This window comes from Serratia sp. 121840015-1 (assembly GCF_053627655.1).
Map to the genome: position 1 here is coordinate 1523227 of NZ_JBSEYF010000001.1, position 24032 is coordinate 1547258.

Sequence of the window (24032 nt, forward strand, 5' to 3'; positions counted from 1 at the left end):
CGTGAGTCCGTTCAGCCTATCCGTCGGTTAGCGGCAAATAATATCCTTGTCCATCATAGACTCACTCACAGTATCAATCCGATTATGTATTCTCGCCAACTTTGCCGGGCGTTGCGTTTCCCCCCGCGCTGCGCTACAGTCGTTCACAAGGTGATGGTGTTCCACCTTTCCCAACCGCCGCGTTCACTCGAACCGGATGATGACGCCTGATATACAACTTCGCTTTATTTTTTAGGCAGGTATGTCAGGAGTCGCTATGAATGAAATCTCAGGTTTTACCTCTTTTCCACTCCAGTCCGATGCCGTCGCGCGGGAAATGCCCCTGTGCGTTTTCGGCCATAAAAATCCCGACAGCGACAGCATCTGCAGCGCGCTGGTGGTTGCGGACTGGCTCAATCACCTCGGCAAACCGGCCGTCGCTTTCCGCCTAGGCGACCTCACGCCGGAAACCCGCTACATACTGGCTGCCGCCGGCATACAGGCGCCTGCGCTGCTGACAGACGATCTCCGTGACCGCAAAGTCTGGCTGGTCGACTTTACCGATATCGAACAAGGCCCGGCCTCATTGCCCGACAGCGACGTGGTCGGCGTTATCGACCATCACCGGCTGGGCACGTTAGTCACCCGCAACCCGCCCGATGTCTGGGTGCGCGCCGTCGGCTGTTGCGCCACCGTGATCCTGCAAATCCTGACGACAGAAAAGCCAATGCCACTTAACGCCGCGCAGGCCACGCTGCTGCTGGGCGCCATCTTGAGCGACACCGTCGCGCTCAGTGCGCCGACCACCACGGAACAGGATCGGCTGGCGGTCACCCGGTTGCGCGCAATCTCTCACGTCGACTATGACGCCTTCATCGCCGGGCTGCTGGCCGCCAAAACCGATCTCTCCGGGCAATCCGCCCCGCAGTTGCTGCAGCGCGACGCCAAGAATTACCGCATCCATACCGTTTCGCTGCTGCTGTCGCAGATAGAAGTGCGGGCCATGAGCGACATCGATCCGCTGTTGCCCGCGCTGCAACAGGCGCTCGAGCAGGCGAAGCAGGAAGCCGGGCTGGAGATGACCGCGCTGTTGGTTACCGATATCACCCACCGCCGTTCCACCCTGTATTTTTCGTCGAACCGGGTACTCGCCATTCAGCAGGTGTCGCTGCCCGGTATGACGAGCCGAAAAAAAGAGGTTTTACCGTGGTTAACCCTACAGATTGCTCACGCAGGGAGATAAGACATGCCGATCTACCAACACGCTTTACTGCTGGTACAGGATGAACGCGACGGCCGGCTGCTGTTGCGCCATGCCGAACGCCTCAATCAGCAGATGAATACGCGCATTACCGTGGCGCACATCAGCGCCGACTATGCCGAGCTGGACTACCTCAGCGATGCGCAAACCAAAGATCGCCAGTCCAGCGAGGTGATCGCCGCCAAAGCCATGCTCAGCCGCCTGGTGGACGACTGCTCAATCCCCCTGGAGGTGCGCGCAATGGTCAGCATCCATCGCTTCAAAGACGTCGAAGCCCTGATTGCCCGTGAAGGCGTCGATCTTTTGTTGCTCGGCCATCAGAACCGTCCGTTTGGCGTCTATGCCTCCTTCGGCTTCGAATTCATCAACCATTTATCCATCGATGTGCTGATAAAGCACGTTCCCACTCCCTAGAACGAGGTGACTACCCATGAGCTATGAGATTGAAAGCGTAACCGCCAGAGAGATCCTGGATTCGCGCGGCAACCCGACCGTCGAAGTCGAAATGAGCGCGGCGGGCGTCGTGGCCCGGGCTTCGGTGCCTTCGGGAGCCAGCACCGGGTCGCGCGAGGCGGTGGAGCACCGCGACGGCGATCCGCACCGTTTCGGCGGCAAAGGCGTACTGGAGGCGGTGCACAGCGTCAAAACGGCGATCAACGAGGCGCTGCGCGGAGTGGATGTGCGCCAACAAGAGGAGATAGACCGCCGGCTGATCGCGCTGGACGGCAGCGAGAACAAGAGCCGATTGGGGGCCAACGCCCTGCTCGGCGTTTCTCTGGCCGCCGCCCGCCTCGCGGCGCAATTGTCGCAGCTGCCGCTGTATCGTTATCTGGGCGGCATCGGCGCCAACCTGCTGCCGGTGCCCTGCATGAATATCATCAACGGCGGCGTGCACGCCCGGTGGCAAGGGGCGGACTTTCAGGAGTTTATGATAGCTCCCCTGGGCGCGCCGTCGCTGCGCGAGGCCGTGCGCTGGGGCAGTGAAGTTTATCAGACGCTGCGCCAAATCCTGTTGGAAAAAGGCCTGTCGGTCGGCGTCGGTGACGAAGGCGGTTTCGCGCCGGCGGTCGCCTCAAACCGCCAGCCGCTCGAGCTGATCGTGCAGGCGATAGAGAAAGCCGGCTACCGGCCGGGAGAAGATATCGCGATCTGCATGGATCCGGCCTCGAGCGAATTCTACACCGACGGCAAGTACCGCCTGCGCAGCGAGAATCTCGAGTTGGACGCAGCCCAGATGACGGCCTATTACCAACGGCTGGTGCAGGATTTCCCCATCGTGCTGATTGAAGACGGCTTGGCCGAGGACGACTGGGCCGGCTGGCGTATTCTGAGCGACGCCCTGGGCGACCAGGTGGAGCTGGTCGGCGACGATCTGTTCGTCACCAACGTGAAATACATCCAGCGCGGGATTGATGAACGGTTGGCCAATGCGGCGCTGATCAAGCTGAACCAGATCGGCACGCTAAGCGAAACCTTCGCCGCCGTACAGCTCTGCCAGGCGAACGGCTGGGGCACCTTTATCTCGCACCGCAGCGGTGAAACCGTCGACAGCTTTATCGCCGACATGACGGTCGCGATGCGAGCCGGCCATCTGAAAACCGGCGCGCCGAGCCGCGGCGAGCGAATCGAAAAATACAATCAGCTGATGCGCATCGAAGACCAGTTGGGCGACGCGGCGGTGTATGCCGGTCGTTCCGCCTTTAAACGCCGCTAAGCTTTGCCGGCCGGGCCGGCGATGCGTCGGCCTGTTTTTCGCCCTTGGCTTGGCACAGCCCGGCGACACCGGACTCCAATAAGGTCAGCCGGGTCGTCAACAAGGTTTCTCGTTGTTCATTCAGCGTGGCCATCATCAGCTCGATCTCCGCCAGCCGTTCATCGACGCCGCGTATCAACCCATCCTCATAAGCGCTGCCCTGCAGCGCCAGCACGCGTTGGATCGCCTGCAGCGAAAACCCCAGATTTTGGCCGATTTGGATCAGGTGCAATCGCTCCAGCGCGCTATCGCTGTAGACCCGATAGCCGTTGACGCCGCGCACCGGTTTCGGCAGCAACCCCAACTGCTCGTAGTAGCGTATCGCCGAGGCGGCCACGCCGGCGCGCTGCGCCAATTCTCCGATCTTCATGCCCTATTGACCTTAAAGTTAACTTTAAACCTAGTATAGCGCCATTCCCCTTACGACAGGAGCGCAAAACCGATGTTTACCCCACTGACGCTGCCCAACGGCAGCCGCCTGACCAACCGTCTGGCCAAGGCGGCGATGGAAGAAAATCTGGCCGCCCCAGGCCAACTGCCCGGCCCGGCGCTGTGGCGCTTATACCGCTATTGGGCCGAAGGCGGCGCCGGCTTGATCATCACCGGCAACGTGATGATCGACGGCCGCGCCATGACCGGCCCCGGCGGCGTGGTGCTGGAACAAGACACGCCGCTCGCCCCGTTCGAAATCTGGGCCAAGGCCGCGCGCCAGGGCGGCGCGCAGGTGTGGATGCAGCTTAACCACCCGGGCCGGCAGGTGATGGCGAACATGGGCGGCAACGCATGGGCGCCCTCCGCCATCCCGCTGGCGATGGGCAAGCACAGCAAGCTGTTCGCCCAGCCGCAGGCGATGGATGAAGCGCAGATCGCCGAGGTTATCGCGCGCTTCGCCGCCAGCGCGCACGCTGCCGAACGGGCCGGTTTTACCGGCGTGGAGATCCACGCGGCGCACGGCTATCTGATTTCCCAGTTTCTCTCGCCGCTGACCAACCAACGCAACGATCGCTGGGGCGGCGAGTTGGCGAACCGCGCCCGCCTGCTGCTGGAGGTGGTGCGTGCGGTGCGCGAGCGCGTCTCGCCGGGCTTTTGCGTGGCGGTCAAACTCAACTCCGCCGATTTTCAGCGCGGCGGTTTTTCTTCGGACGATGCGCGCCAGGTGGTGCTGATGCTGAACGATCTGCCGGTCGATCTGATCGAACTGTCGGGCGGCAGCTACGAAAGCCCGGCGATGCAAGGCGAAACGGCGGACGGCCGCACCCTGGCGCGAGAAGCCTATTTTCTGTCCTTCGCCCGCGATCTTGCCGCGGTGGCCCGCATACCGGTGATGACCACCGGCGGCATCGCCCGTCCTTCAGTAGCGCAGCAAGTGCTGGACAGCGGCGTCGCGGTTGCCGGCATCGCCACCGCCATGGCGGAAGTGCCCGATCTGCCGCGGCGCTGGCAAACCGGGGCGGCCCCCCATGCGCTGCCTGCCCCGGTCACCTGGCGCAGCAAAGCGATGGCGTCGCTCGCCCGCATGGCGTTGGTCAAGCGCCGGATGCGAGCGCTGAGTGACAATCGGCCACGCAGCGTGCGCTACTCCCCGCTGTTCACGCTGCTCGTCGATCGGTGGCGTACCCGCCGCATCCTGCAGCGCTACCACGCCTGGTTACGGCAACGTTAACGGCAACAGCGCCGGCGAACCCGGCCGGCGCTGCGTAAAAAACGCGCTTTTTTGATCGCGCTACGTGAAATCTGAGAGAAATCACCGATCTGGATGCTGCGCTTTTAACGGTTGGCCATTTATATTCATCACAAATTTTGTGTATATAAACGCTATAGGACTTAAGGTGGTGAATAGATAAAAATAAGCCGTTAATTCCTATTTATGTTATTAAACGGAAATTCACCTTATTAATAAGCGTATTAAAGCCGCCTGCAGGTTGGCGACGGAAAGGATTTTTGTGCCATGTTAACGATATGTTGTTTTTTACCGGCAAAACCAACGGTCAATAAATCAACAACATATTGATGAGCCTAAGAAAAAACTAAACAATTCAAAACAAAATCGGCTATTGAGTCCCAGGCGAAAAAGCCATATATTGGTCGCGCTTTTCACAAGGCAGTTACTTTTCTAATTCATTAATTCAATCGGAGCGTGTTGAGACCTTCGGTTGTAGGAGAGATATGATGACGGATAAAGTCCGTATTGATACTTTAGTTGCAAACTCATTAAACGGAAACAATGAAACCTATTTGGCGCGCCAAGCCGAATTTGAGTCGAATGTTAGGAGTTATCCGCGCAAATTGCCGTTGGCAATTGCGAAAGCCCAGGGCGTTTGGATCACTGATGTTGAGAATAATCAATATCTTGATTGCCTGGCCGGGGCGGGAACGTTGGCTCTTGGACATAATCACCCCGACGTCCTGCAAAGCATCCAAAATGTCATTACCAGCGGCTTGCCGTTACATACTCTCGATCTCACGACCCCGTTAAAAGATCGTTTCTCCGATTACCTGCTCTCTCTGTTGCCGGGCGAAGGCAAAGCCTATTGCCTGCAGTTCTGCGGCCCGTCCGGTGCCGATGCGGTGGAAGCCGCGCTGAAGCTGGCGAAAAAGCACACCGGCCGTTCCGGCGTGATCAGCTTCTCCGGCGGTTATCACGGCATGACCCACGGCGCGCTGTCGGTCACCGGCAACCTGTCGCCGAAGGCGGCGATCAACGGCATGATGCCTGAAGTGCAGTTCATGCCTTATCCGCATGAATACCGCTGCCCGCTGGGCATCGGCGGCGAAGCCGGCGTCAAGGCGCTGACCTACTACTTCGACAACCTGATCAACGACGTGGAAAGCGGCGTGCGTAAACCGGCGGCGGTGATCCTGGAAGCCGTTCAGGGCGAAGGCGGCGTTAACCCGGCACCGGCCGAGTGGCTGCAGCGCATCCGCAAAGTGACGCAGGAGCATGGCATTCTGCTGATCATCGACGAAGTTCAGGCCGGTTTCGCCCGTACGGGCAAGCTGTTCGCCTTCGAACACGCGGGCATCGAGCCGGACATCATCGTGATGTCGAAAGCGGTCGGCGGCGGCTTGCCGCTCGCGGTACTGGGCATCAAGAAAGAGTTTGACGCCTGGGAGCCGGGTCATCACACCGGCACCTTCCGCGGCAACCAGCTGGCGATGGCCACCGGCCTGACCACCCTGCAATACCTGAAAGAGCACAAGGTCGCCGACAAAGTGGCCGCTCAGGGCGAATGGCTGAAAGGCAAGCTGGCCGAGCTGCAGAAACGTTATCCGGTGATCGGTCACGTCCGCGGCCTGGGCCTGATGATCGGCATCGAGATCGTCAAGCCGAACGAAGCGCAGGATCACATGGGCTGCTACCCGGCCGATGGCGAACTGTCTGCGCTGCTGCAGAAGAAATGCTTCGAATCCGGTTTGATTCTGGAGCGTGGCGGGCGCAACGGCTGCGTGCTGCGTCTGCTGCCTTCCCTGCTGATCACCAACGATGAGCTGGGTATTTTCCTGGATAAATTTGAGCAGGCGCTATTGGCCGCCGGCATCAAGCCAGTCTGATTGGAGCGAATGACCGCGATGTCCAAGTTAAACCCGATTCTGGCTTCCTCGGCGCACAGCGCCGAGGCTTACCGCCAGGCGATCGCGCAGAGCAGTGAAGCCGTCGTGCAGTGGCTGCAACAGCCCGAGATGTATCAGGGCAAAAGCGTGGCCGAACTGCGCGAGCGCATCAAGCTCGACTTCACCCCGCAAGGCCTGGGCAACCAGGCGGCGATCGATCGCGCCATCGAGTACTTTTTGAAAGACAGCCTGTCGGTGCACCACCCGCAGTGCGTGGCGCACCTGCACTGCCCGAGCCTGGTAATTAGCCAGGCCGCCGAAGTGCTGATCAACGCCACCAACCAGAGCATGGACTCCTGGGACCAAAGCCCGTCGGCCACGCTGATCGAAATGAAGCTGATCGAGTGGCTGCGTGCCCAGGTCGGTTACCAGCCCGGCGACGCCGGGGTGTTCACCAGCGGCGGCACCCAGAGCAACCTGATGGGGCTGATGCTGGCGCGCGATGCGTTCTTCGCGCGTCAGGGCCACTCCGTGCAGCAGGACGGTCTGGTGGGCGATCTGCGCAAGCTGAAGGTGTTCTGTTCTGAAAACGCCCACTTCTCGGTGCAGAAGAACATGGCGCTGATGGGCCTCGGCTATCAGTCCGTCACCCTGGTGAAAACCGATCGCTTCGCCCGTATGGACGTGAACGACCTGGCGGAAAAACTGGCGCAGGCCAAGGCCAACGGCGAGCAGGTGATGGCGATTGTCGCCACCGCCGGCACCACCGACGCCGGTGCCATTGACCCGCTGCGCGACATCGCGCGGCTGGCGGCGGAGCAGCAGATTTGGGTGCACGTGGATGCGGCCTGGGGCGGCGCGCTGCTGCTTTCCGAGCAGTACCGCGACTACCTGGACGGCCTGGAACTGGTGGACTCCATTACCCTGGACTTCCACAAGCAGTTCTTCCAGACCATCAGCTGCGGCGCCTTCTTGCTGAAAGACGAGCGCCACTATGAGCTGATGCGCTATCAGGCGGCCTACCTGAACTCCGAGTTCGACGAAGCGCAAGGCGTGCCGAACCTGGTGTCCAAGTCGCTGCAGACCACCCGCCGCTTCGATGCGTTGAAGCTGTGGATGGGGCTGGAAGCGCTGGGGCAGAAGCAATACGCCGAGATCATCGATCATGGCGTGACGCTGGCGCAACAGGTGGCGCGTTACATCGCCGATCAGGAATCGCTGGAGCTGGTGATGCAGCCGCAGCTGGCCAGCGTGTTGTTCCGCTACCGTCCGGCGCAACTGGCGGCGAACGGCGACGCGGCCGTCGCGCTGTTCAACCAGCGTATCGGTGACGCCCTGCTGGAGTCAGGCCGCGCCAACGTCGGCGTGACCGAGTTCGATGGCGTGACTTGCCTGAAGATGACGCTGCTGAACCCGATCGTGACGCTGGAAGACATCAAGCTGTTGCTGGCGCTGGTCGAGAAAACCGCCCAGCAGCTGCCGGCGTAACCCTCTGCCATTGCACATTAAAAGCCGATAACCCCAGGTTATCGGCTTTTTTATCGCGCTCACGCCGGGCGTGCGCACTCAATCCGTTGACATGTTTTCCCAGGACGTCGCTTGATCGTCCAGATCGATTTCCAGCGTTTCCAAAAAGCGTGCCGTCATCATGTAGTGCCCAATCATTAATGACAGCTCAGCCAGTTGAACCTCATCATAATAGTGCCTGACCGCGTGAAATGTGTCGGCAGAGACCTTCACCTGTTTCACGCATTCATCGACAAAATGCAAGATGGCGACCCCTCTGGCGTCGATGCCCACACCCTGCTCTATTTTTTCTATGTCGTCATCGTGCCACCCCGCAAGGATCGCCAGTGGGTAGTGTTGCATGCGTTCATAAGCGCTGCCGCTCAACGCGCCAACCCTTAATATGATCATTTCCCGATCTTTATCGCACAGTCGCCCGGCAGGAAAGGAAGCCCCCAGGGACAGATATCCCTGCGCCGAACAGCTGGTTTTCAACAGCCCCAGCGTAAGGTTGGCGGGGAAACGGGCATATTGCTGCTGCTGTTCAGCCGTTAATTCACTCACCGTCGGCAGTTTTATTCTGGCCATCGTTTATTCTCCTGCGCGTTCATCGATAATTGCAACCGGCCGTGCCCAGCCGGCGGATGCCTTATAAACCTTGACCGGCAGGCTGATCACGTTAAATCCACAGGGCGGCAGCAATTCAAGATTGCACAGTTTTTCAATCTGGCAATAAGGATATTGACTGCCGGCATAATGCCCTTCCCAAATAAGCGAAACATCGCCGCTTTGTTCAAATTTGGTGCGCGTATGGCTGAATGGCGCGTCCCAGCTCCAGGCATCGGTGCCGACCACCCTGACGCCGCGCTCGGTAAGATACAGCGTCGCTTCACGGCCCATGCCGCAACCGCGATGAATGAAATCTTCGCTGCCGTAACGCCCGCCGGCCGCCGTGTTGACCAGGACGATATCGCCGGCGGTGATATGATGGCCGATCTTCGCTAATTCACGCTCAATATCATGCGCAGTGGCCACATAACCGTCGGGAAAATGGCGAAAATCCAATTTGACGCCAGGGCCGATACACCATTCCAACGGTATTTCATCAATGGTTTTTGACGCCGATCCGTCATCCATATGTGAATGGTAGTGATAAGGGGCGTCCATATGCGTCCCCGCATGGGTGCTCATGCGGACAAACTCCACCGCCCAGCCCTCCTGACGCGGCAGCTCCCGGGGATCCAGGCCGGGAAATGATTCCGCCAGCTGCAACGCTCCGCGCTTGTTATCAACATACTCGATTTCCGGCAGAAAACTTTCCGGATCGGAGGCGATCCCGCTCATCAGCGGCACCGAAAGATCAATGATTTTGCCGTACATAAGGTTACCTTTATCCAGGGGAATGACCTGCCCAGAGTAAGCTTTCCCCATAGAATAGAAATGCCGATTATCAGACAACTTATTGTTATAATAGGAAGGCTCAGCCATGAGCGGACAGGAAGGCGTCATGAAACCGTCAGAATTGACCGGGGAAGCCCCAATATCGATTTGGTTCAGAAATAAATCCTGGCCGGCAGGAGCGCAATTCCCTTTACAGGCGTTGCCCTGGGGAAAACTGATGTATTCCATGAAAGGGCTGGTGGAAATAAATATTGAGAGCAATATTTATTTATCCACGCCGGAATATGCCATTTGGCTCCCCGTTAATACCGAGCATGAATCCGTCGCAAAGAGTGCAATTGATTATGTCATTCTTCATGTTAGTCCCCCACTATGCCAATTCTTACCGAACAAACCGCAAACCCTGCGGCTGAATAAGGTCGTCAAAGCGGTGCTGGCCGATTTTTCAGAAAGGCGTATTGGCTATCCGCGCACGCCTCAGGACCAGACGTTGGTTACCGCGTTGCTTGAGCAGCTGGCGCTGTCGGAGCGTTTTGACAGCTATCTGCCGCTCGGCAGCGACGACGTTATCAAGATCATGACCGAAAAGATGAGCGCCGCGCCGCACGATCTCAACACGCTGGCACAATGGTCGGGCATGCTGGGCTTGAGTGAGCGTACGCTGTCGCGGCGATTTCTCGCCGCTACCGGCATCTCTTTCAATGAATGGAAGCTGAGAAGCAAAACCCTCATGGCGATGGGGCTGTTGCAGGAAGGGAAAGCCGTCAAATATGTCGCCTCTACCCTGGGGTATAACGATCCTTCCGCCTTTATCGCCATGTTCAGACGACAAACGGGCCAGTCTCCCTCCGGTTTTTTAGCGGTAAGTCATGGCACATCGAAAACAGGCTCAGGCATAATGCATGGCGACTGATGCAGCATTAGCACGCACAAACTGCATCGAACGCCTTCCCCCTATTCAGCACGACAGGATGCGCACGCATGACAGACCCTGATTTCAACCTGCTGATCGCGCTCGACGCGCTGCTGACGGCGGGCAGCGTTGCCGGCGCGGCGCGACGTCTCGGTTTAAGCGCCTCGGCGATGAGCCGTACCCTCAGCCGACTGCGCACGGCGACCGGCGATCCCCTGCTGGTGCGTGCCGGCCGTCATATGGTGCTGACGCCCTACGCCGAAACGCTGCGCGAGCGGGCGCGGCATGCGACGTTCGAAGCGCGCGCTGTGTTGCGTCCGGCGCAGGGAGCATTGGATCCCGCCGCGCTGGATCGTACCTTCACGCTGCGCGCCAACGACGGCTTTGTCGAGGCCTTCGGCCCGGCGCTGATCGCCGCCGCCGCCGAACAGGCGCCGCGAGTGCGGCTGCGCTTTGCGCCCAAACCGGAGAAAAGCGACCGCCCCCTGCGTGAAGGTCTGGTCGATCTGGAGATAGGCGTGCTGGGTGACATGGGCCCGGAAATCCGCCTGCAGGCGCTGTTTCGCGATCGCTTCGTCGGCGTGATGAGAACCACGCACCCGCTGGCGCAACAGCCAGAGATTAGCGCCGCCGACTACGCCGCCTGCGGCCACGTGGTGGCCTCGCGCAGCGGGCGCATTCTCGGGCCTGTAGACGCCGCGCTGGCGGAGCTGGGGCTGACTCGCCAGATTGCCGCCGTGGTGCCGAGCTTTCCGGCCGCGCTGGCGGTGGCGCAGGCCTCGAACCTGCTGGCGCTGTTGCCCGCCTCCTTCCTGCAGGCTCAACCGGCCGACGGCCCGCTGCGCGTCTTCGAGCTGCCGGTGAAAACGCCGCCCATTACCGTCTCGCAAATGTGGCACCCGCGTCTGGACGCCGAGGCGGATCACCGTTGGCTGCGGCAGTTGGTGTTGGCCGTTTGTCGCCAATGGGTGTAGACACCGCGCGCAGCAGGTGACAATGTCACCCAATATTCTCTTATGGTGCCGCGCGCGCGTTTAAATCGGCCAGATAAGTGCAGAACATGTCCGCCATCGCATCGGCATAAGCCGCGATCTCGGTCGCGGTTCGCGGCGTTTCGGAGAATTGCTTGCCCGCCGCCCCCAACGTGCCGACGATCAGATCGCCCGCCAACCGACGAGTGAACGGCGGCACATCAGGCAACGCTTCGCACATGAAAACCTGCACGATACCCTTGCCGGTCGCCTTCACCGCCTGTGCCTCCGGCGCATCTCGGTAAAGCGGCGCCGCATCATTCAACGCTACGCGCATCTGCGCTTCTTCACATTCCGAACGGATAAATGCCTGCGCCAGCAACCGCAGGCGCTCGTACGGCGTTTTCTCGTGGTCGGCCAAAATACGGCTCAGCATATCGGTGGTCTGTCGCCATTCGTCGCTCTGCAAACGAAACAGGATTGCCGCCTTGTTGGGGAAATACTGATAAAGCGACCCGACGCTGACGCCGGCACGTTCAGCCACTCTGGCGGTAGTGAAACGTGCCGCCCCCTCCTGCGCCAAAACCTGAATAGCGGCGGTCAGAATGGCGGAAACCAGTTCGGCAGATCGCGCCTGTTGTGGTTGTTTTCTCGAGGAAATTTGCTTACTGCGGCGTTCAGTCATAGCGGACGGCCAATGCGAATAGAGGAATACGAATAGTTCGTCATATTATAGCGGCATGCGCTAACGCGCTCCATTTACGACAGGAAATTAGCCATGAGTACCCTGACCACTGCCCCCTTAGCGCCGCTGCTAAGCCGCCTGTTTCAACAGGCATCCCGCCGCTCGCCGGCGCTTGCCGCCCTGTTCCGCGACGTGCCGGACGCAGAGCAAAGCCGGCTGATGCAGAGCAAAACCGAGTATCGCGAACTCTACCACCGCCTGAAGGATTTCCCGCTGGCCGTGTCGCCGGCAACCGGCGCATTGCTGTATATGTTGGCGCGCGGTTGCCGGGCGCAAAACATCGTCGAATTCGGCACGTCGTTCGGCATTTCTACTCTGCACCTAGCCGCCGCACTGCGCGATAATGGCGGCGGCCGATTGATTACCTGCGAGTTTGAACCGAGCAAAGCGGTGCAGGCGCGCAACAACCTGACTGAAGGCGGCGTCATCGACCTGGTGGAGATCCGCGTCGGCGACGCCCTGGAAACGCTGCGCGACGATCTGCCGGCCACGGTCGATCTGCTGTTGCTCGACGGCGCCAAGGGACTTTACCCCGATATACTCGACCTGCTTGAGAACCGTCTGCGGCCCGGCGCGCTGATCGTCGCCGATAACGCCGATGACAGCCCGGATTACCTGGCGCGGGTTCGCGCTCCAGCGTCGGGCTATCTCTCCACGCCGTTCGCGGATGACGTCGAGCTGTCGATTCGGCTTTAAAATCCCCATTGAGCGAGGGTTGTTCCCCCTCGCTCAATGCGAGAACATAGCGTTCACGATGCCTGACTCAGTGAAGCGCCCATGACACTTCCCCCTCTCTGGCCGGTGTTCGACGGCCATAACGACCTGCTGCTCAACCTGTGGCTGCAGCATGACGACGATCCGGCCACCGCCTTCTATTCCCGCGTCACGCCGGGCCACCTCGATTTCGCCCGCATGCGGCGCGGCGGATTTTTCGGCGGGCTGTTCGCGGTATTTATTCCCCCGGTCAGCTATATCGCCCAGATGCGCCACCAAACGCAGGACGAGGCGCAGGCCACCTTCGATCCGCTGGCGATCGCCGAACGGCAAATCGCCATCCTGCAGCAGCTGGAGCAGGCTTCTCAGGGGCAGCTGCGCATCTGTCGCACCGCCACCGAGATAGAACAGTGTCGTCTCAACCGACAAATCGCCGCGGTGCTGCATATTGAAGGCGCCGGCATGATCGATGCGGAGCTGACGCAGCTGGAGGCCTTCTACCGGCTGGGCGTGCGCAGCATCGGGCCCTTCTGGAATCTGCCGAACGCCTTCGGTACCGGCGTCAGCGGGCCGTTCCCCGGCTCACCCGATACCGGCCCCGGCCTGACGCCGGCCGGCGAGGCGCTGATCCGCGCCTGCAACCGCCGCCGCATCATGATAGACGTCTCGCACATGAACGAGAAAACCTTCTGGCAAACCGCCGAGCTGAGCCGCGCGCCGCTGGTCGCCACTCACTCCAACGCCCACGCCCTCTGCCCGCAACCGCGTAACCTGACCGACGCACAGCTGGACGCCATCGCTCAGAGCGGCGGGATGGTCGGCGTCAATTTCGGTACCGCCTTCCTGCGTGCGGACGGCAAACGTGACAGTGCAACGACTGGCTTAACAGAAATTGTTAAACACGTTGAGTATTTGATCGCTAAACTTGGTGAAGATCGCGTGGGATTTGGCTCTGATTTTGACGGGGTCAACGTACCGCACCCGTTGGCAGATGTCGGCGGCCTGCCGCTGCTGACGCAAGCGCTGGCACAGGCCGGGTTCGATAACCGGCTGCTGGAGAAGCTGACCTGGCGCAACTGGCTGAACGTGCTCGCCACCACCTGGGGCGAATAACCCGGTTACGCTTTAAAGGTTGCGATCTCCGTCACATTTCGCCAACATTGGGCCGGCCGAATGCGAATGTTTCTCATTGGGCTCGAACTATTACGATGCATGCTAAGGAGCACCGCTATGACTACCTGGACTAAACCTGAATTTGTTGACCTGCGTCTGGGTCTGGAAGTGACGCTGTACATTTCCAACCGTTAATCGCCCGTCTGCCCGCCTTTCGCGCGGGCATTTCTTTCCCTCTCTTTCTGGTTTAGACATGCAGATAAAAGTTCTCGGCTCAGCAGCAGGCGGCGGCTTTCCCCAGTGGAATTGCAACTGCGACAACTGCCGGGGCGTTCGCGACCACAGCATCAACGCCACGCGCCGCACCCAGTCTTCCATCGCCGTCAGCGACGACGGTAAAAACTGGGTACTGTGCAACGTTTCCCCGGACATTTGCCATCAGCTGCTGGCCTCGCCCGAATTGAATAATCCCGATGTGCTGCGCGGCACCGGTATCGGCGCGATCGTGTTGACCGACAGCCAGATCGATCACAGCGCGGGCTTGCTCAATTTGCGCGAGGGCTGCCCGCATCACGTCTGGTGCACGCCTGAAGTGCATGACGATCTCAGCACCGGCTTCCCGGTGTTTCCCATGCTCTCCCACTGGAACGGCGGGCTGATTCACCACCCGGTGACGCCCGGGGAGCCGTTCCACACGGCGGTCTGCCCGACCGTGCGCTTTACCGCCATTCCGCTACTCAGCAACGCGCCGCCCTATTCGCCGTACCGCGATCGCCCGCTGCCGGGCCACAACGTGGCGCTGTTTATCGAAGATACCGCGCGCGGGGTCGGGCTGCTGTACGCACCGGGCCTGGGTGAGCCGGACGAGGCGCTGATGCCGTGGCTGCGCCGCGCGGGCTGCCTGCTGATCGACGGCACGCTGTGGCGCGACAACGAGCTGGCCAACGCCGGCGTGGGCCGCAATACCGGCAAAGACATGGGGCATCTGGCGTTGGCGGAAGAACACGGGCTGGCGGCCCTGCTCGCCACCTTGCCCGCCAGGCGCAAAATCCTGATCCACATTAACAATACCAACCCAATCCTCAATGAAGACTCGGCAGAGCGGCAAAGCCTGACCGCCGCCGGCATTGAAGTGAGCTGGGACGGCATGAATATCGAACTGTAGGGAATCGCCATGACGCAACCACTGCCCCTGACTCCGCCGGCATTTGAAGCGGCGCTGCGCGCCAAAGGCGCTTATTACCATATCCACCACCCGTACCACATCGCGATGCACAACGGTGAAGCAACCCGCGAGCAGATCCAGGGCTGGGTGGCCAACCGGTTCTACTACCAGACCAGCATTCCGATCAAAGACGCGGCGATCATGGCTAACTGCCCGCAGCCGGAAACCCGCCGCAAATGGGTGCAGCGCATCCTGGATCACGATGGCTACGGCGGCAGCGAAGGCGGCATCGAAGCCTGGCTGCGCCTGGGCGAAGCCGTCGGGCTGCAGCGCGACACCCTGCTCTCTGAAGCGTTGGTGCTGCCGGGCGTGCGCTTTGCGGTGGACGCCTACGTCAATTTCGCGCGCCGCGCCTGCTGGCAAGAAGCGGCCTGCAGCTCGCTGACCGAACTGTTCGCGCCGCAAATCCACCAGTCGCGCCTCGACAGCTGGCCGCAGCACTATCCGTGGATCGACGCCGCCGGCTACGACTATTTCCGCAGCCGCCTCGGCCAGGCCAACCGCGATGTGGAGCACGGCCTGGCGTTGGCGCTGGACTATTGCGACACCGTTGAAAAGCAGCAGCGCATGCTGGAGATCCTGCAGTTCAAACTGGATATTCTGTGGAGCATGCTGGACGCCATGAGCATGGCCTATACCCTGAACCGCCCGCCTTTTCACAGCGTGACCGCCGCGCGGGTCTGGCACAACCAGAGGCTGGTGTAATGACGCTGAACCCTGAACACACCCCGGTCTTCCGCCGCGGCTACCGCCTGCAATGGGAGCAAGTGCAAAATAGCCACGTGATCCTCTACCCGGAAGGCATGGCCAAGCTGAACGACAGCGCCGCCGCCATCTTGCAGCTGGTCGACGGCCACACCACGCTGAACGGCATCATCGCGCAGCTGAACGCCCGCTTTCCCGGCGCCGAGGGGTTGGCGGATGACGTGCTGGAGTTTTTCCAGCGCGCCTACGAACAAAAATGGGTGACCTTCCGTGACTGAAGCACGCGCGCCGGCGGTGAACCCGCCGCTCTGGCTGCTGGCGGAGCTGACCTACCGCTGCCCGCTGCAGTGCCCCTATTGCTCCAACCCGCTCGATTTTGCCGCGCAGGAAAAAGAGCTGACCACCGCGCAGTGGATTGAGGTGTTTCGCCAGGCGCGGGCGATGGGCAGCGTGCAGCTCGGTTTTTCCGGCGGCGAGCCGCTGGTGCGTAAAGACCTGCCCGAGCTGATCGCCGCCGCGCGCGATCTCGGCTTTTACACCAACCTGATCACTTCCGGCATCGGCCTGACCGAGAAGAAGCTGCAGACCTTCGCCGACGCCGGGCTGGACCATATCCAGATCAGTTTTCAGGCCAGCGACGAAACGCTGAACGCCGCACTGGCGGGCTCCGCCAAGGCGTTTCAGCAGAAGCTGGCCATGGCCAGGGCGGTCAAGGCGCTCGGCTATCCGATGGTGCTCAACTTCGTGTTGCATCGCCACAATATCGGTCAGATCGACCGCATTATCGAACTGGCGATCCAGCTGGACGCCGACGACGTCGAGCTGGCGACCTGCCAGTTCTACGGCTGGGCACACCTCAACCGCGAGGGCCTGCTGCCGACCCGCGAGCAGATCGCCGACGCGGAAGCGGTGGTAAAACGCTACCGCGAACGCATGGCCGCCGACGGCAAGCTGGCCAACCTGCTGTTCGTCACGCCGGACTACTACGAGGAGCGCCCCAAAGGCTGCATGGGCGGCTGGGGTGCGATCTTCATGAGCGTAACGCCGGAAGGCATGGCGTTACCCTGTCATAGCGCCCGTCAGTTGCCAATCGCCTTCCCGTCGGTGCTGGAGCACGATCTGCAGCATATCTGGTACCACTCGTTCGGTTTTAACCGCTATCGCGGCTATGACTGGATGCCGGAGCCCTGCCGTTCCTGCTCGGAGAAAGAGAAAGACTACGGTGGCTGCCGCTGCCAGGCGTTCATGCTGACCGGCAACGCCGACAACGCCGACCCGGTATGCGGCAAATCGCCGCACCACGGCACCATTCTGGCGGCGCGGGAAGCGGCGAACCGTTCGCAGATCGGTATCGATCAGCTGCGTTTTCGCAATCAAACCAACTCTCGTCTGATTTTCAAGGGTTGACGATGGCACTCGCCGGCGCCTCCTGGCAACTCGACAACGGTTTGGCCGTCAAGGCGATAAGCGATCCTGCCGCCGCTAGCGCCGCCGCGCTGGTGCGCATTGAGGCAGGCAGTTTTCAGGCGCCCACCGCCTGGCCGGGCCTGGCGCATCTGCTGGAGCATATGTTGTTTCGCGGCAGCGCGAACTTCAGCGCGCAAGATAGTCTGATGGGCTGGGTACCGTCGGTGGGCGGCCGCCTGAATGCCACCACTCAGGCGACGCAAACCGCGTTTTTCTTCGAGGTGGGCGCCGATCATTTGGCGCAGGGGCTGGCGCGGCTGAGCGATATGCTCGCCGCCCCACAGCTGGCGGCAGAGGCGATCGCACAGGAGGTTGAGGTCATCGACGCCGAATATCGCCTGCTGCGCGCCGAGGTGGAAACCCGCTGCGAAGCCGCACAGCGGCAGATGTTCGCCGGCCTGGACGCCATGCACCGCTTTCATATCGGCAGCCGCGCCGCTTTCGGCAACGACATTTCCGCCCTGCAGCAGGCGCTGCGGCAGTTTCACCGGCGCTATTTTCGCGCGCCAAACCTGACGCTGTGGCTGCAAGGCCCACAATCGCTGGCGCAGCTGCATGTTCTGGCCCAGCGTTACGGCAGCCGCTTGCCATCGGGCAGCGCCATACCGCACAAAGCCTCACCGCCGCTGACCGCTGCGAAAGATTACACTCTGTCTCTTCCCGGCACGCCGCAGCTGAGAATGGTGTTTGCCCTGTCGCGCTCCCATGCGCGCGGTTGGCTGCGGCGGCTGGAGCGCCTGCTGCTGGACGAAGCCCCCGGCGGGCTGCTGGCGCGGCTGCGCGCTCAGGCGTGGTGCGATGCGGTTCGGCTTGATTATTCGCGCTGCAGCGAGAACAACGCCCTGCTGAGTTTTATCTTTACCGTCAATCACGGTTCAGCCACTGAAGCTGCCCACATCGAAAGCGCGTTGTTGGCGTGGCTGCAGGCGCTGCAGGTGCTGGCACCGGCTCAGCTTGCGCATTACGAACGGCTGGCCAATCGCGATCTCCACCGTTTGGCGCCGCTCGATCAACTACGCGCCAGAGCGTTTGGGTTGCCGCCGGCGGAGCCGAACGACGAGTGGCCACGGCATATTGCGGCGCTGATTAGCGCGCCGCGCCGCCGCCTGGCCGTGCGGCCCGATGGCGGCGGCGAAACCCGTGAAATTCAAGGGCTGCCGCTGGCGCTTGGCCCCTTCGTCGGCGCCGCGCTGACGCCCGCAGCGGAATCTTTTCGCTTTTTCACCGCCTCGGCGGCGCTGCCGAGTCCGACTTTGCCTTCCGGCCTGGCGCCGCTGCGGCATCTGCTCCCTGGCGAAGCGCAGCCGGTGCTGTTGCTGCGGCCGGCGCCGTCCAGCCCCTTCAGCGATGAACAGGCCTGCGGCATACAGGCGGCGCTGCGCGCCGGGGCGGCCGAACTGGCGCATCAGGAGGGACATTTAAGCTTCGAACGCCACCAGGGCGTGTGGCTGCTGCAGTTGGCGGGCAGCCACTCGCTGATCTGCCATGGGCTGAGCGTAGTAAACCGCGCGCTGGCGGTGTTGTCGCCGGCCGTGCTCAACGAGGCGGCGAGAAACCTGCGCCATACGCAGCGGAAAGCGCAAAACGATATCGCCATTCGCCGTCTGTTAGCCCAATTGCCGGCGGCGCTCAGCGCGCCAACCGCAGCGGCGCAATGGCATGCCACCTTGATCGGCGGCGATGGCGAGTTAAAACGGCAGCTGTCGCACCTGCTGTACGGTTTCCCCTATTCCGTGGCCGCGGAGCCGCCGCTGCCGACACATCACCATCATCGCCCCGTCACGCTGACGGAAAGCGGCGCCGAAAGCGCCTTACTGCAGTTTTACCCGCTGCCGAACGGCGAAGCCGAAGGCCGTTGGGCGCTGCGCGTGCTGGCTCAGCTTTACGCCCCGCGTTATTTTCAGCGGTTGCGCGTGGATCGCAACGTGGGCTATGTGGTGCAATGCGCCTTCCACCGCTGTGCCGATGCCGAGGGCCTGCTGTTCGCGCTGCAATCCCCGACGTTCAACGTTGAACAGCTGCGGCAGTTAACCGACGAATTCTTACTGCAGATGCACCATGAGCTGGCGCACGTTGGCGCTGGCGAGATGGCGCAAATACAACAGGCGCTGCGGCAAAGCCTGCAGCGCCTCAGCACCGAATCGTTGCAGCGCGCCCGAGAAATTGCCTTGGAAAATCGCGCACTCATTGCCGCCAAGCCCATGACACTGACGCAACTGACGGATTGGCAGCAGCGGCTGTTCCCCGCAGGCTGATATTGCAGCGGTGCCAATCCGATGCGATATCAACGCAGCAAGACAAACAATCATCAGGGAAAGAGATCTCTCAGAGCATCGTGCTATCCCTGTAAAGATTGCTCCGGAAAATTATTTAAATAAGAGCATGTTGATTAATCGCTTAACCGACTTCTTTCTTTTCCTTTTATGCCAGGCATATATTCTCCGCTTTTTCATTCTTCTAAACTCATAAGCTAGAGATATATAAAACACCATGAGCAGCAACATTAATATAACAATCATAAGTTAGCACAAATCCATTTAGCCATTTCATATGATTATTATCTAATTTAATAAATTAAAAAATTAGAAACATCCTGTTCTAAATATTACTTTATCACATCCCTCAAACCGGCCTTTTATGCTGGCCGGCGAGGCACGAGAGTTATAATTGCACTGCCCAGTTAGCCCGTCGTGAACAACACAGTGGGTAAGCGATGCCGGTCAGCACCATGCTGATCACCCAGGAAATGTCTGCGCCCGGGATCAGATTGGCGTAAGGGCCGGAGAAGAACGCGTTCTCAACAAAAGGCACCTGCACCGCAATACCGCCGAAATAAACGCCGAGCGCGCGGGTGTTAAGCAGGCCGTAGCGCCCGCCGTCGGCGCTGAAAATAGCCGAAATGTCATAGCGTTGGCGGTTAATCAGGTAAAAATCGATCAGGTTGATCATGCACCACGGGATCAGCACCGAGATCAAGGCAAAGATCAGGTTCAGGAACAGATGTACAAAGTTGGCCGAGGCAACCAACGCCACCCATACCGAACCCAGCAAAATCAATGCCGAGAACAGCGTACGTATCCGCGCATTCGGCATCCACTGCGGCAAGAAGGTTTGTACGGCGGTAATCAACGAGAGCACCGCACCGTACAAATTCATCGAGTTATGGCAGATGATGTTGATCAGAAACAGCACCATCAGCACCGGCCCCAACCCTCCCGTCGCCTGGCGTACCGCCTCCATGGCATCGTCGCTGCCGGCGACCAGATTGACCGCCACCATACCGAACACGAAAGCTAAAATAGTACCGCTGCAGGCGCCCAGATAGGTATACAGGAAGGGTTTGGCAATACCGACTTCCGCCGGCAGGTAACGCGAATAGTCTGACGTGTAGGGCGAGAAACTGATTTGCCAGACGGCGCCGATGCAGAATGTGGCGAACCAACCGGCAATGCTGAACGATCCCCGCTGCCAAAAATCCGCCGGCAGCGGTTGAGAAAACATCAATACCAACCCGAGAATCAGCGCGCTGCCCATCACCCAGGCGCCGATTTTGTTGATCTTGTGGATGAAACGGTAGCCCACCACCCCGATCAGCGTCGCCAGCACCGCGCCAATCACCGTCGCCACGCCCATGCTCAATGACGGGATGACGTTATGGATGACCTTGCCAGAAAGCGTGATGTTGGAAATAAAGAACCCCAGATAGATCACCGTGGTGAACACGATCACCAACAGCGAACCATAGCGGCCGAACTGCGCCCGGCTCTGCACCATTTGCGGTATCCCGACCTGCGGCCCCTGGGCCGAGGTCAGCGCCAGAAAAATGCCCCCGAACAGGTGGCCGGCGACAATCGCGCTCAGCGCCGAGAGAATATCGAGATGAAACGTCTGCGTGGAGATGGCCCCGGTCACCACCGCCAGCGGCGCAATGTTGGTGCAAAACCACAGGGTAAACAGGCTGCGGGCATGGCCGTGACGCTCCGCGGCGGGAACAAAATCGATCGACTTGTCTTCAATAAACGCGGTCTGCTCTGGCTGAGAATTCATATATCCCCCGGTTAACGTGGATTCTTATTTTTTTACAGCGTGTAGGGTGCGAATACGTCGAAAAAAGCGTGCGTTTGCCCCGGCGACATTGCGGTCGCCTGTATCAACGCGATGAAAACAGAGCTGCCGGCGCGACCTGAGATCGCGCCTGATTACGCTGACTCAGCGCATGACGAAGGGATCGTCTATCGGATCGTCACTGGTGCGCAGCCACACCGTCTTGCTGGTGGTGTATTCCAGCGCGGCGTCAATCCCGCCCTCGCGGCCAAACCCCGACTTGCCGTAACCGCCGAACGGCGCCAGCGGCGATACCGCCCGATAGGTATTCAGCCACACCACGCCCACCCGCAGGCGTCGGGTCACCCGATGCGCACGCGTCAGGTTCTGCGTGAAAATGCCGGCCGCCAGGCCATAGGCTGAATCATTGGCAAGCTGAATCGCCTCCGCTTCGTCCCTGAAGGTCAACACCGACAGCACCGGGCCGAACAGCTCTTGCTTTACGCACTCGGCGTCGGGTTGCGCACTGCAGTCGACGATCGTCGGCGGGTAATAAAAGCCCGGTGAATCGATCGCCGCGTGGCCAACCACCAGTTTCGCCCCCTGCTCCAGCGAGCGGCTGACGATGGCGGCGATCCGCTCTTGCTGCTGCCGGGTACAAAGCGGCCCGAACTGGGTGTCCGGGCGATCCGGCGGCCCGATGCGAATACTGCGCACCTTCTCCGTCAGCCGGGCCAAAAACGCGTCTTTGATGCTTTCTGCCACCAACAGGCGCGAACCGGCTACGCAGCTCTGGCCCGACGCGGCGAAAATGGCCGCCACCTGCGCATTCGCCGCGCTGGTCAGATCCGCATCGTCGAAGACGATAAACGGCGATTTCCCGCCCAGCTCCAGCGAGGTGCTGGCGAGGTTTTCCGCACTGCCGCGAACGATGTGCTTCGCGGTTTCCGCGCCGCCGGTAAAGGCGATGTGGTCTACCTGTGGATGCGCCGTCAGCACCGCGCCGCAGTCGGCGGCAAAGCCGGTGATCACATTGCATACGCCGCGTGGAAAACCGGCCTCGTCTATCAGCCTGGCGAACGCCAGCAGCGGCGCCGGCGCGGTTTCCGCCGCTTTGACCACCAGCGTGCAGCCGGCGGCGATTGCCGGGCCGATTTTCACCGCCGCAAGAAACAGCTGGCTATTCCAGGGCACGATCGCCGCCACCACCCCGATCGGTTCGCGACGCACCCAGGTTTCCATGTCAGGTTTGTCGATCGCCAGCACGCTGCCTTCCATCTTGTCGGCCAGGCCGGCGTAGTACCGGTAGTATTCCGCCACATAAGCGATCTGCGCCTGGGTTTCACGGATGATCTTGCCGGTATCCAGCGTCTCCAGCCGCGCCAGCTCGGGAGCGTGTTGCTCCAGCAAATCGGCCAGCCGCAACAACAGCTTGCCGCGCGCGCCGGCGGTCATGTCGCGCCATTCGGCTCCCTGAAACGCCCGATGCGCCGCCGCAACGGCGCGATCCACATCCTGGGCTCGGGCTTCCGCCACCTGCGCCCAGGGTTCACCGGTCGCCGGGTTGAGCGAGGCGAAGGTCGCCGAACCGGCGTCAAACCGGCCGTCGATGTAGAGTTTGAATGATTCCATCAGCGCCTCCGTCAGTGAAATTCCGGCATCACGCAGCGAATGAACCGCTCCAGAGAGGCCTTTTTACGTGCAAAGCTCATGCCGCTGTCGATCCACAACGCAAACTCGTCATAACCCAGCGCCTCATATTTTTTCAGCCGCGTAATGACCTCATTGGCGGTACCGATAGCTAGGTTAGTGCGCATCATCTCGGCGGAATAATAGGTATTGGCGGCGATCTCTTCATCGCTCAGCGGCTGAATCAGCCCTTGCCGCACCGGCCGCTGGTTCTTGAACCAGGCGCCGAAGTAGTGGTAGAAACGGTTGAGCTCTTCCGCCGCCAGGCGGGCGTCCGCCTCGTCTTCCGCCACATAGCCATGCTGCAACAGCATGATCTTCAGCGGCTGCTCGGCGGCGAAGCGTGCACGCGCCTCGTTGAAACAGGTCACCAGCCGCACGATCTCCTCTTCCCCCTGATGCAGCGGCGTCACCTGAACGTTGCAGCCGTTTTGCACCGCAAATTCGTGGCTGTTGGGATCGCGCGCCGCCACCCAAATCGGCGGATGCGGCTGCTGTTTCGGCAGCGGCGAGGAGGTGGTCGCCGGGAACGACCAGTATTCCCCCTGATGGGCATAGTCGCCCTGCCAGAGTTTTTTTACCGCCGGGATCAGCTCGCGCATGCGCTGCCCCGCATCCCAGGCGGTCAAACCGGGCATCAGCCGTTCGTATTCATAGGAATAGGCGCCACGCGCGATACCCAGCTCCAGCCTGCCGCCGGTGATGATGTCGGTCATCGCCGCCTCGCCCGCCAGACGGATCGGGTGGTTGAACGGCGCAATGATGGTGCCGGTGCCGAGCCGCACCCTGGAGGTGCGCCGGGCAATGTCCGCCAAATTGATGAATGGATTCGGCGCGATGGTGAAATTCATGCCGTGGTGCTCACCGGTCCAGATGGCGTGCATGCCGCCGCGATCGGCGATTTCGCAGAGTTCGATCATCTCCTGGTAGAGCTTTTCCTGCGACTCTTCGGGTAACGTTCGTTCCATATGCACGAATAAAGACAGTTTCATCA

23 protein-coding genes and 1 riboswitch are annotated in these 24032 nt (G+C 60.7%); of the genes, 16 read left to right on the forward strand and 7 right to left on the reverse strand.

Annotation, left to right across the window (positions count from 1 at the left end; translation table 11 throughout):
* The first annotated feature begins 140 nt into the window (after positions 1-140).
* Positions 141-216, forward strand: a riboswitch (Fluoride riboswitch).
* A gap of 40 nt (positions 217-256) precedes the next feature.
* The 3 genes from ACUXAC_RS07290 to eno are packed head-to-tail and all read left to right on the forward strand — an operon-like array spanning position 257 to position 2954.
* Entirely contained in the window at positions 257-1222 is a 966-nt protein-coding gene (locus ACUXAC_RS07290; protein WP_197779318.1) for a DHHA2 domain-containing protein, read from the forward strand.
* A gap of 3 nt (positions 1223-1225) precedes the next feature.
* Entirely contained in the window at positions 1226-1654 is a 429-nt protein-coding gene (locus ACUXAC_RS07295) for an adenine nucleotide alpha hydrolase family protein (protein ID WP_047730706.1), read from the forward strand.
* A 16-nt stretch (positions 1655-1670) separates the two neighbouring features.
* Positions 1671-2954 (forward strand): phosphopyruvate hydratase, encoded by a 1284-nt coding sequence (eno, locus tag ACUXAC_RS07300; RefSeq protein WP_421115040.1) that lies wholly within the window; start codon positions 1671-1673, stop codon positions 2952-2954.
* On the opposite strand, the gene ACUXAC_RS07305 is transcribed toward eno, so the two are convergent.
* Positions 2941-3363: a MerR family transcriptional regulator gene (locus tag ACUXAC_RS07305; protein WP_060418915.1), complete on the reverse strand. Its 423-nt coding sequence runs from the start codon at positions 3361-3363 to the stop codon at positions 2941-2943. The genes eno and ACUXAC_RS07305 overlap by 14 nt on opposite strands.
* Positions 3364-3435: 72 nt before the next feature.
* On the opposite strand from ACUXAC_RS07305, the gene ACUXAC_RS07310 reads away from it, so the two are divergent.
* The 3 genes from ACUXAC_RS07310 (at position 3436) to ACUXAC_RS07320 (ending at position 8033) form a co-directional block, all read left to right on the forward strand.
* Complete coding sequence (locus tag ACUXAC_RS07310; protein ID WP_421115041.1) at positions 3436-4656, forward strand: NADH:flavin oxidoreductase/NADH oxidase family protein; 1221 nt, start codon at positions 3436-3438, stop codon at positions 4654-4656.
* Between the two features lie 506 nt (positions 4657-5162).
* A complete protein-coding gene (locus ACUXAC_RS07315) occupies positions 5163-6545 on the forward strand; it encodes a diaminobutyrate--2-oxoglutarate transaminase (protein ID WP_141968876.1) in 1383 nt (460 codons plus the stop codon).
* Positions 6546-6563: 18 nt separating this feature from the next.
* Positions 6564-8033: a pyridoxal phosphate-dependent decarboxylase family protein gene (locus ACUXAC_RS07320; protein ID WP_047730945.1), complete on the forward strand. Its 1470-nt coding sequence runs from the start codon at positions 6564-6566 to the stop codon at positions 8031-8033.
* Positions 8034-8111: 78 nt separating this feature from the next.
* Here ACUXAC_RS07320 and ACUXAC_RS07325 read toward each other — a convergent pair whose 3' ends face one another.
* Positions 8112-8639, reverse strand: coding sequence for a carboxymuconolactone decarboxylase family protein (locus ACUXAC_RS07325; RefSeq protein WP_225528793.1), 528 nt, complete (start codon positions 8637-8639; stop codon positions 8112-8114).
* Between the two features lie 3 nt (positions 8640-8642).
* Positions 8643-9680, reverse strand: a complete 1038-nt coding sequence (locus ACUXAC_RS07330; protein ID WP_225528794.1) for a cyclase family protein — start codon at positions 9678-9680, stop codon at positions 8643-8645.
* Here ACUXAC_RS07330 and ACUXAC_RS07335 point away from each other — a divergent pair.
* Positions 9670-10365, forward strand: a complete 696-nt coding sequence (locus ACUXAC_RS07335) for a helix-turn-helix domain-containing protein (RefSeq protein WP_225528795.1) — start codon at positions 9670-9672, stop codon at positions 10363-10365. The two genes, ACUXAC_RS07330 and ACUXAC_RS07335, sit on opposite strands and share 11 nt — an antisense overlap.
* A gap of 68 nt (positions 10366-10433) precedes the next feature.
* On the forward strand, positions 10434-11339 hold the full coding sequence (locus ACUXAC_RS07340) for a LysR family transcriptional regulator (protein WP_225528796.1): 906 nt from the start codon (positions 10434-10436) through the stop codon (positions 11337-11339).
* Between the two features lie 40 nt (positions 11340-11379).
* On the opposite strand, the gene ACUXAC_RS07345 is transcribed toward ACUXAC_RS07340, so the two are convergent.
* Positions 11380-12021, reverse strand: coding sequence for a TetR family transcriptional regulator (locus ACUXAC_RS07345; RefSeq protein WP_225528797.1), 642 nt, complete (start codon positions 12019-12021; stop codon positions 11380-11382).
* Between the two features lie 93 nt (positions 12022-12114).
* On the opposite strand from ACUXAC_RS07345, the gene ACUXAC_RS07350 reads away from it, so the two are divergent.
* From ACUXAC_RS07350 to pqqF, 8 genes are all read left to right on the forward strand, one after another.
* Positions 12115-12777 carry an O-methyltransferase gene (locus ACUXAC_RS07350; RefSeq protein WP_225528798.1) on the forward strand — a complete coding sequence of 221 codons (663 nt, stop codon included), beginning with the start codon at positions 12115-12117 and terminating at the stop codon, positions 12775-12777.
* 81 nt (positions 12778-12858) lie between these two features.
* The gene (locus ACUXAC_RS07355; protein WP_087762829.1) at positions 12859-13908 is read left to right on the forward strand and encodes a dipeptidase; all 1050 of its coding nucleotides are present in this window, start codon (positions 12859-12861) and stop codon (positions 13906-13908) included.
* 117 nt (positions 13909-14025) lie between these two features.
* Positions 14026-14103 carry a pyrroloquinoline quinone precursor peptide PqqA gene (pqqA, locus tag ACUXAC_RS07360; RefSeq protein WP_004937827.1) on the forward strand — a complete coding sequence of 26 codons (78 nt, stop codon included), beginning with the start codon at positions 14026-14028 and terminating at the stop codon, positions 14101-14103.
* A 58-nt stretch (positions 14104-14161) separates the two neighbouring features.
* Positions 14162-15073, forward strand: coding sequence for a pyrroloquinoline quinone biosynthesis protein PqqB (gene pqqB, locus ACUXAC_RS07365; RefSeq protein WP_147839966.1), 912 nt, complete (start codon positions 14162-14164; stop codon positions 15071-15073).
* 9 nt (positions 15074-15082) lie between these two features.
* Positions 15083-15838: a pyrroloquinoline-quinone synthase PqqC gene (pqqC, locus tag ACUXAC_RS07370; protein WP_060418926.1), complete on the forward strand. Its 756-nt coding sequence runs from the start codon at positions 15083-15085 to the stop codon at positions 15836-15838.
* On the forward strand, positions 15838-16116 hold the full coding sequence (gene pqqD, locus ACUXAC_RS07375; protein WP_016927749.1) for a pyrroloquinoline quinone biosynthesis peptide chaperone PqqD: 279 nt from the start codon (positions 15838-15840) through the stop codon (positions 16114-16116). The genes pqqC and pqqD overlap by 1 nt, the downstream gene beginning before the upstream one ends.
* Positions 16109-17245, forward strand: coding sequence for a pyrroloquinoline quinone biosynthesis protein PqqE (gene pqqE / locus ACUXAC_RS07380; protein ID WP_060439955.1), 1137 nt, complete (start codon positions 16109-16111; stop codon positions 17243-17245). Before pqqD ends, pqqE begins: the two co-directional genes overlap by 8 nt.
* Positions 17246-17247: 2 nt before the next feature.
* Positions 17248-19560, forward strand: coding sequence for a pyrroloquinoline quinone biosynthesis protein PqqF (pqqF, locus tag ACUXAC_RS07385; RefSeq protein WP_387441112.1), 2313 nt, complete (start codon positions 17248-17250; stop codon positions 19558-19560).
* 406 nt (positions 19561-19966) lie between these two features.
* On the opposite strand, the gene ACUXAC_RS07390 is transcribed toward pqqF, so the two are convergent.
* The 3 genes from ACUXAC_RS07390 to ACUXAC_RS07400 all read right to left on the reverse strand — a co-directional run bounded on the left by ACUXAC_RS07390 (position 19967) and on the right by ACUXAC_RS07400 (position 24030).
* Positions 19967-21352, reverse strand: coding sequence for a purine-cytosine permease family protein (locus ACUXAC_RS07390; protein WP_308344399.1), 1386 nt, complete (start codon positions 21350-21352; stop codon positions 19967-19969).
* A gap of 162 nt (positions 21353-21514) precedes the next feature.
* A complete protein-coding gene (locus ACUXAC_RS07395) occupies positions 21515-22981 on the reverse strand; it encodes an aldehyde dehydrogenase (protein WP_049199554.1) in 1467 nt (488 codons plus the stop codon).
* Positions 22982-22992: 11 nt separating this feature from the next.
* On the reverse strand, positions 22993-24030 hold the full coding sequence (locus ACUXAC_RS07400) for an LLM class flavin-dependent oxidoreductase (protein ID WP_049199552.1): 1038 nt from the start codon (positions 24028-24030) through the stop codon (positions 22993-22995).
* Positions 24031-24032 lie beyond the last annotated feature (2 nt).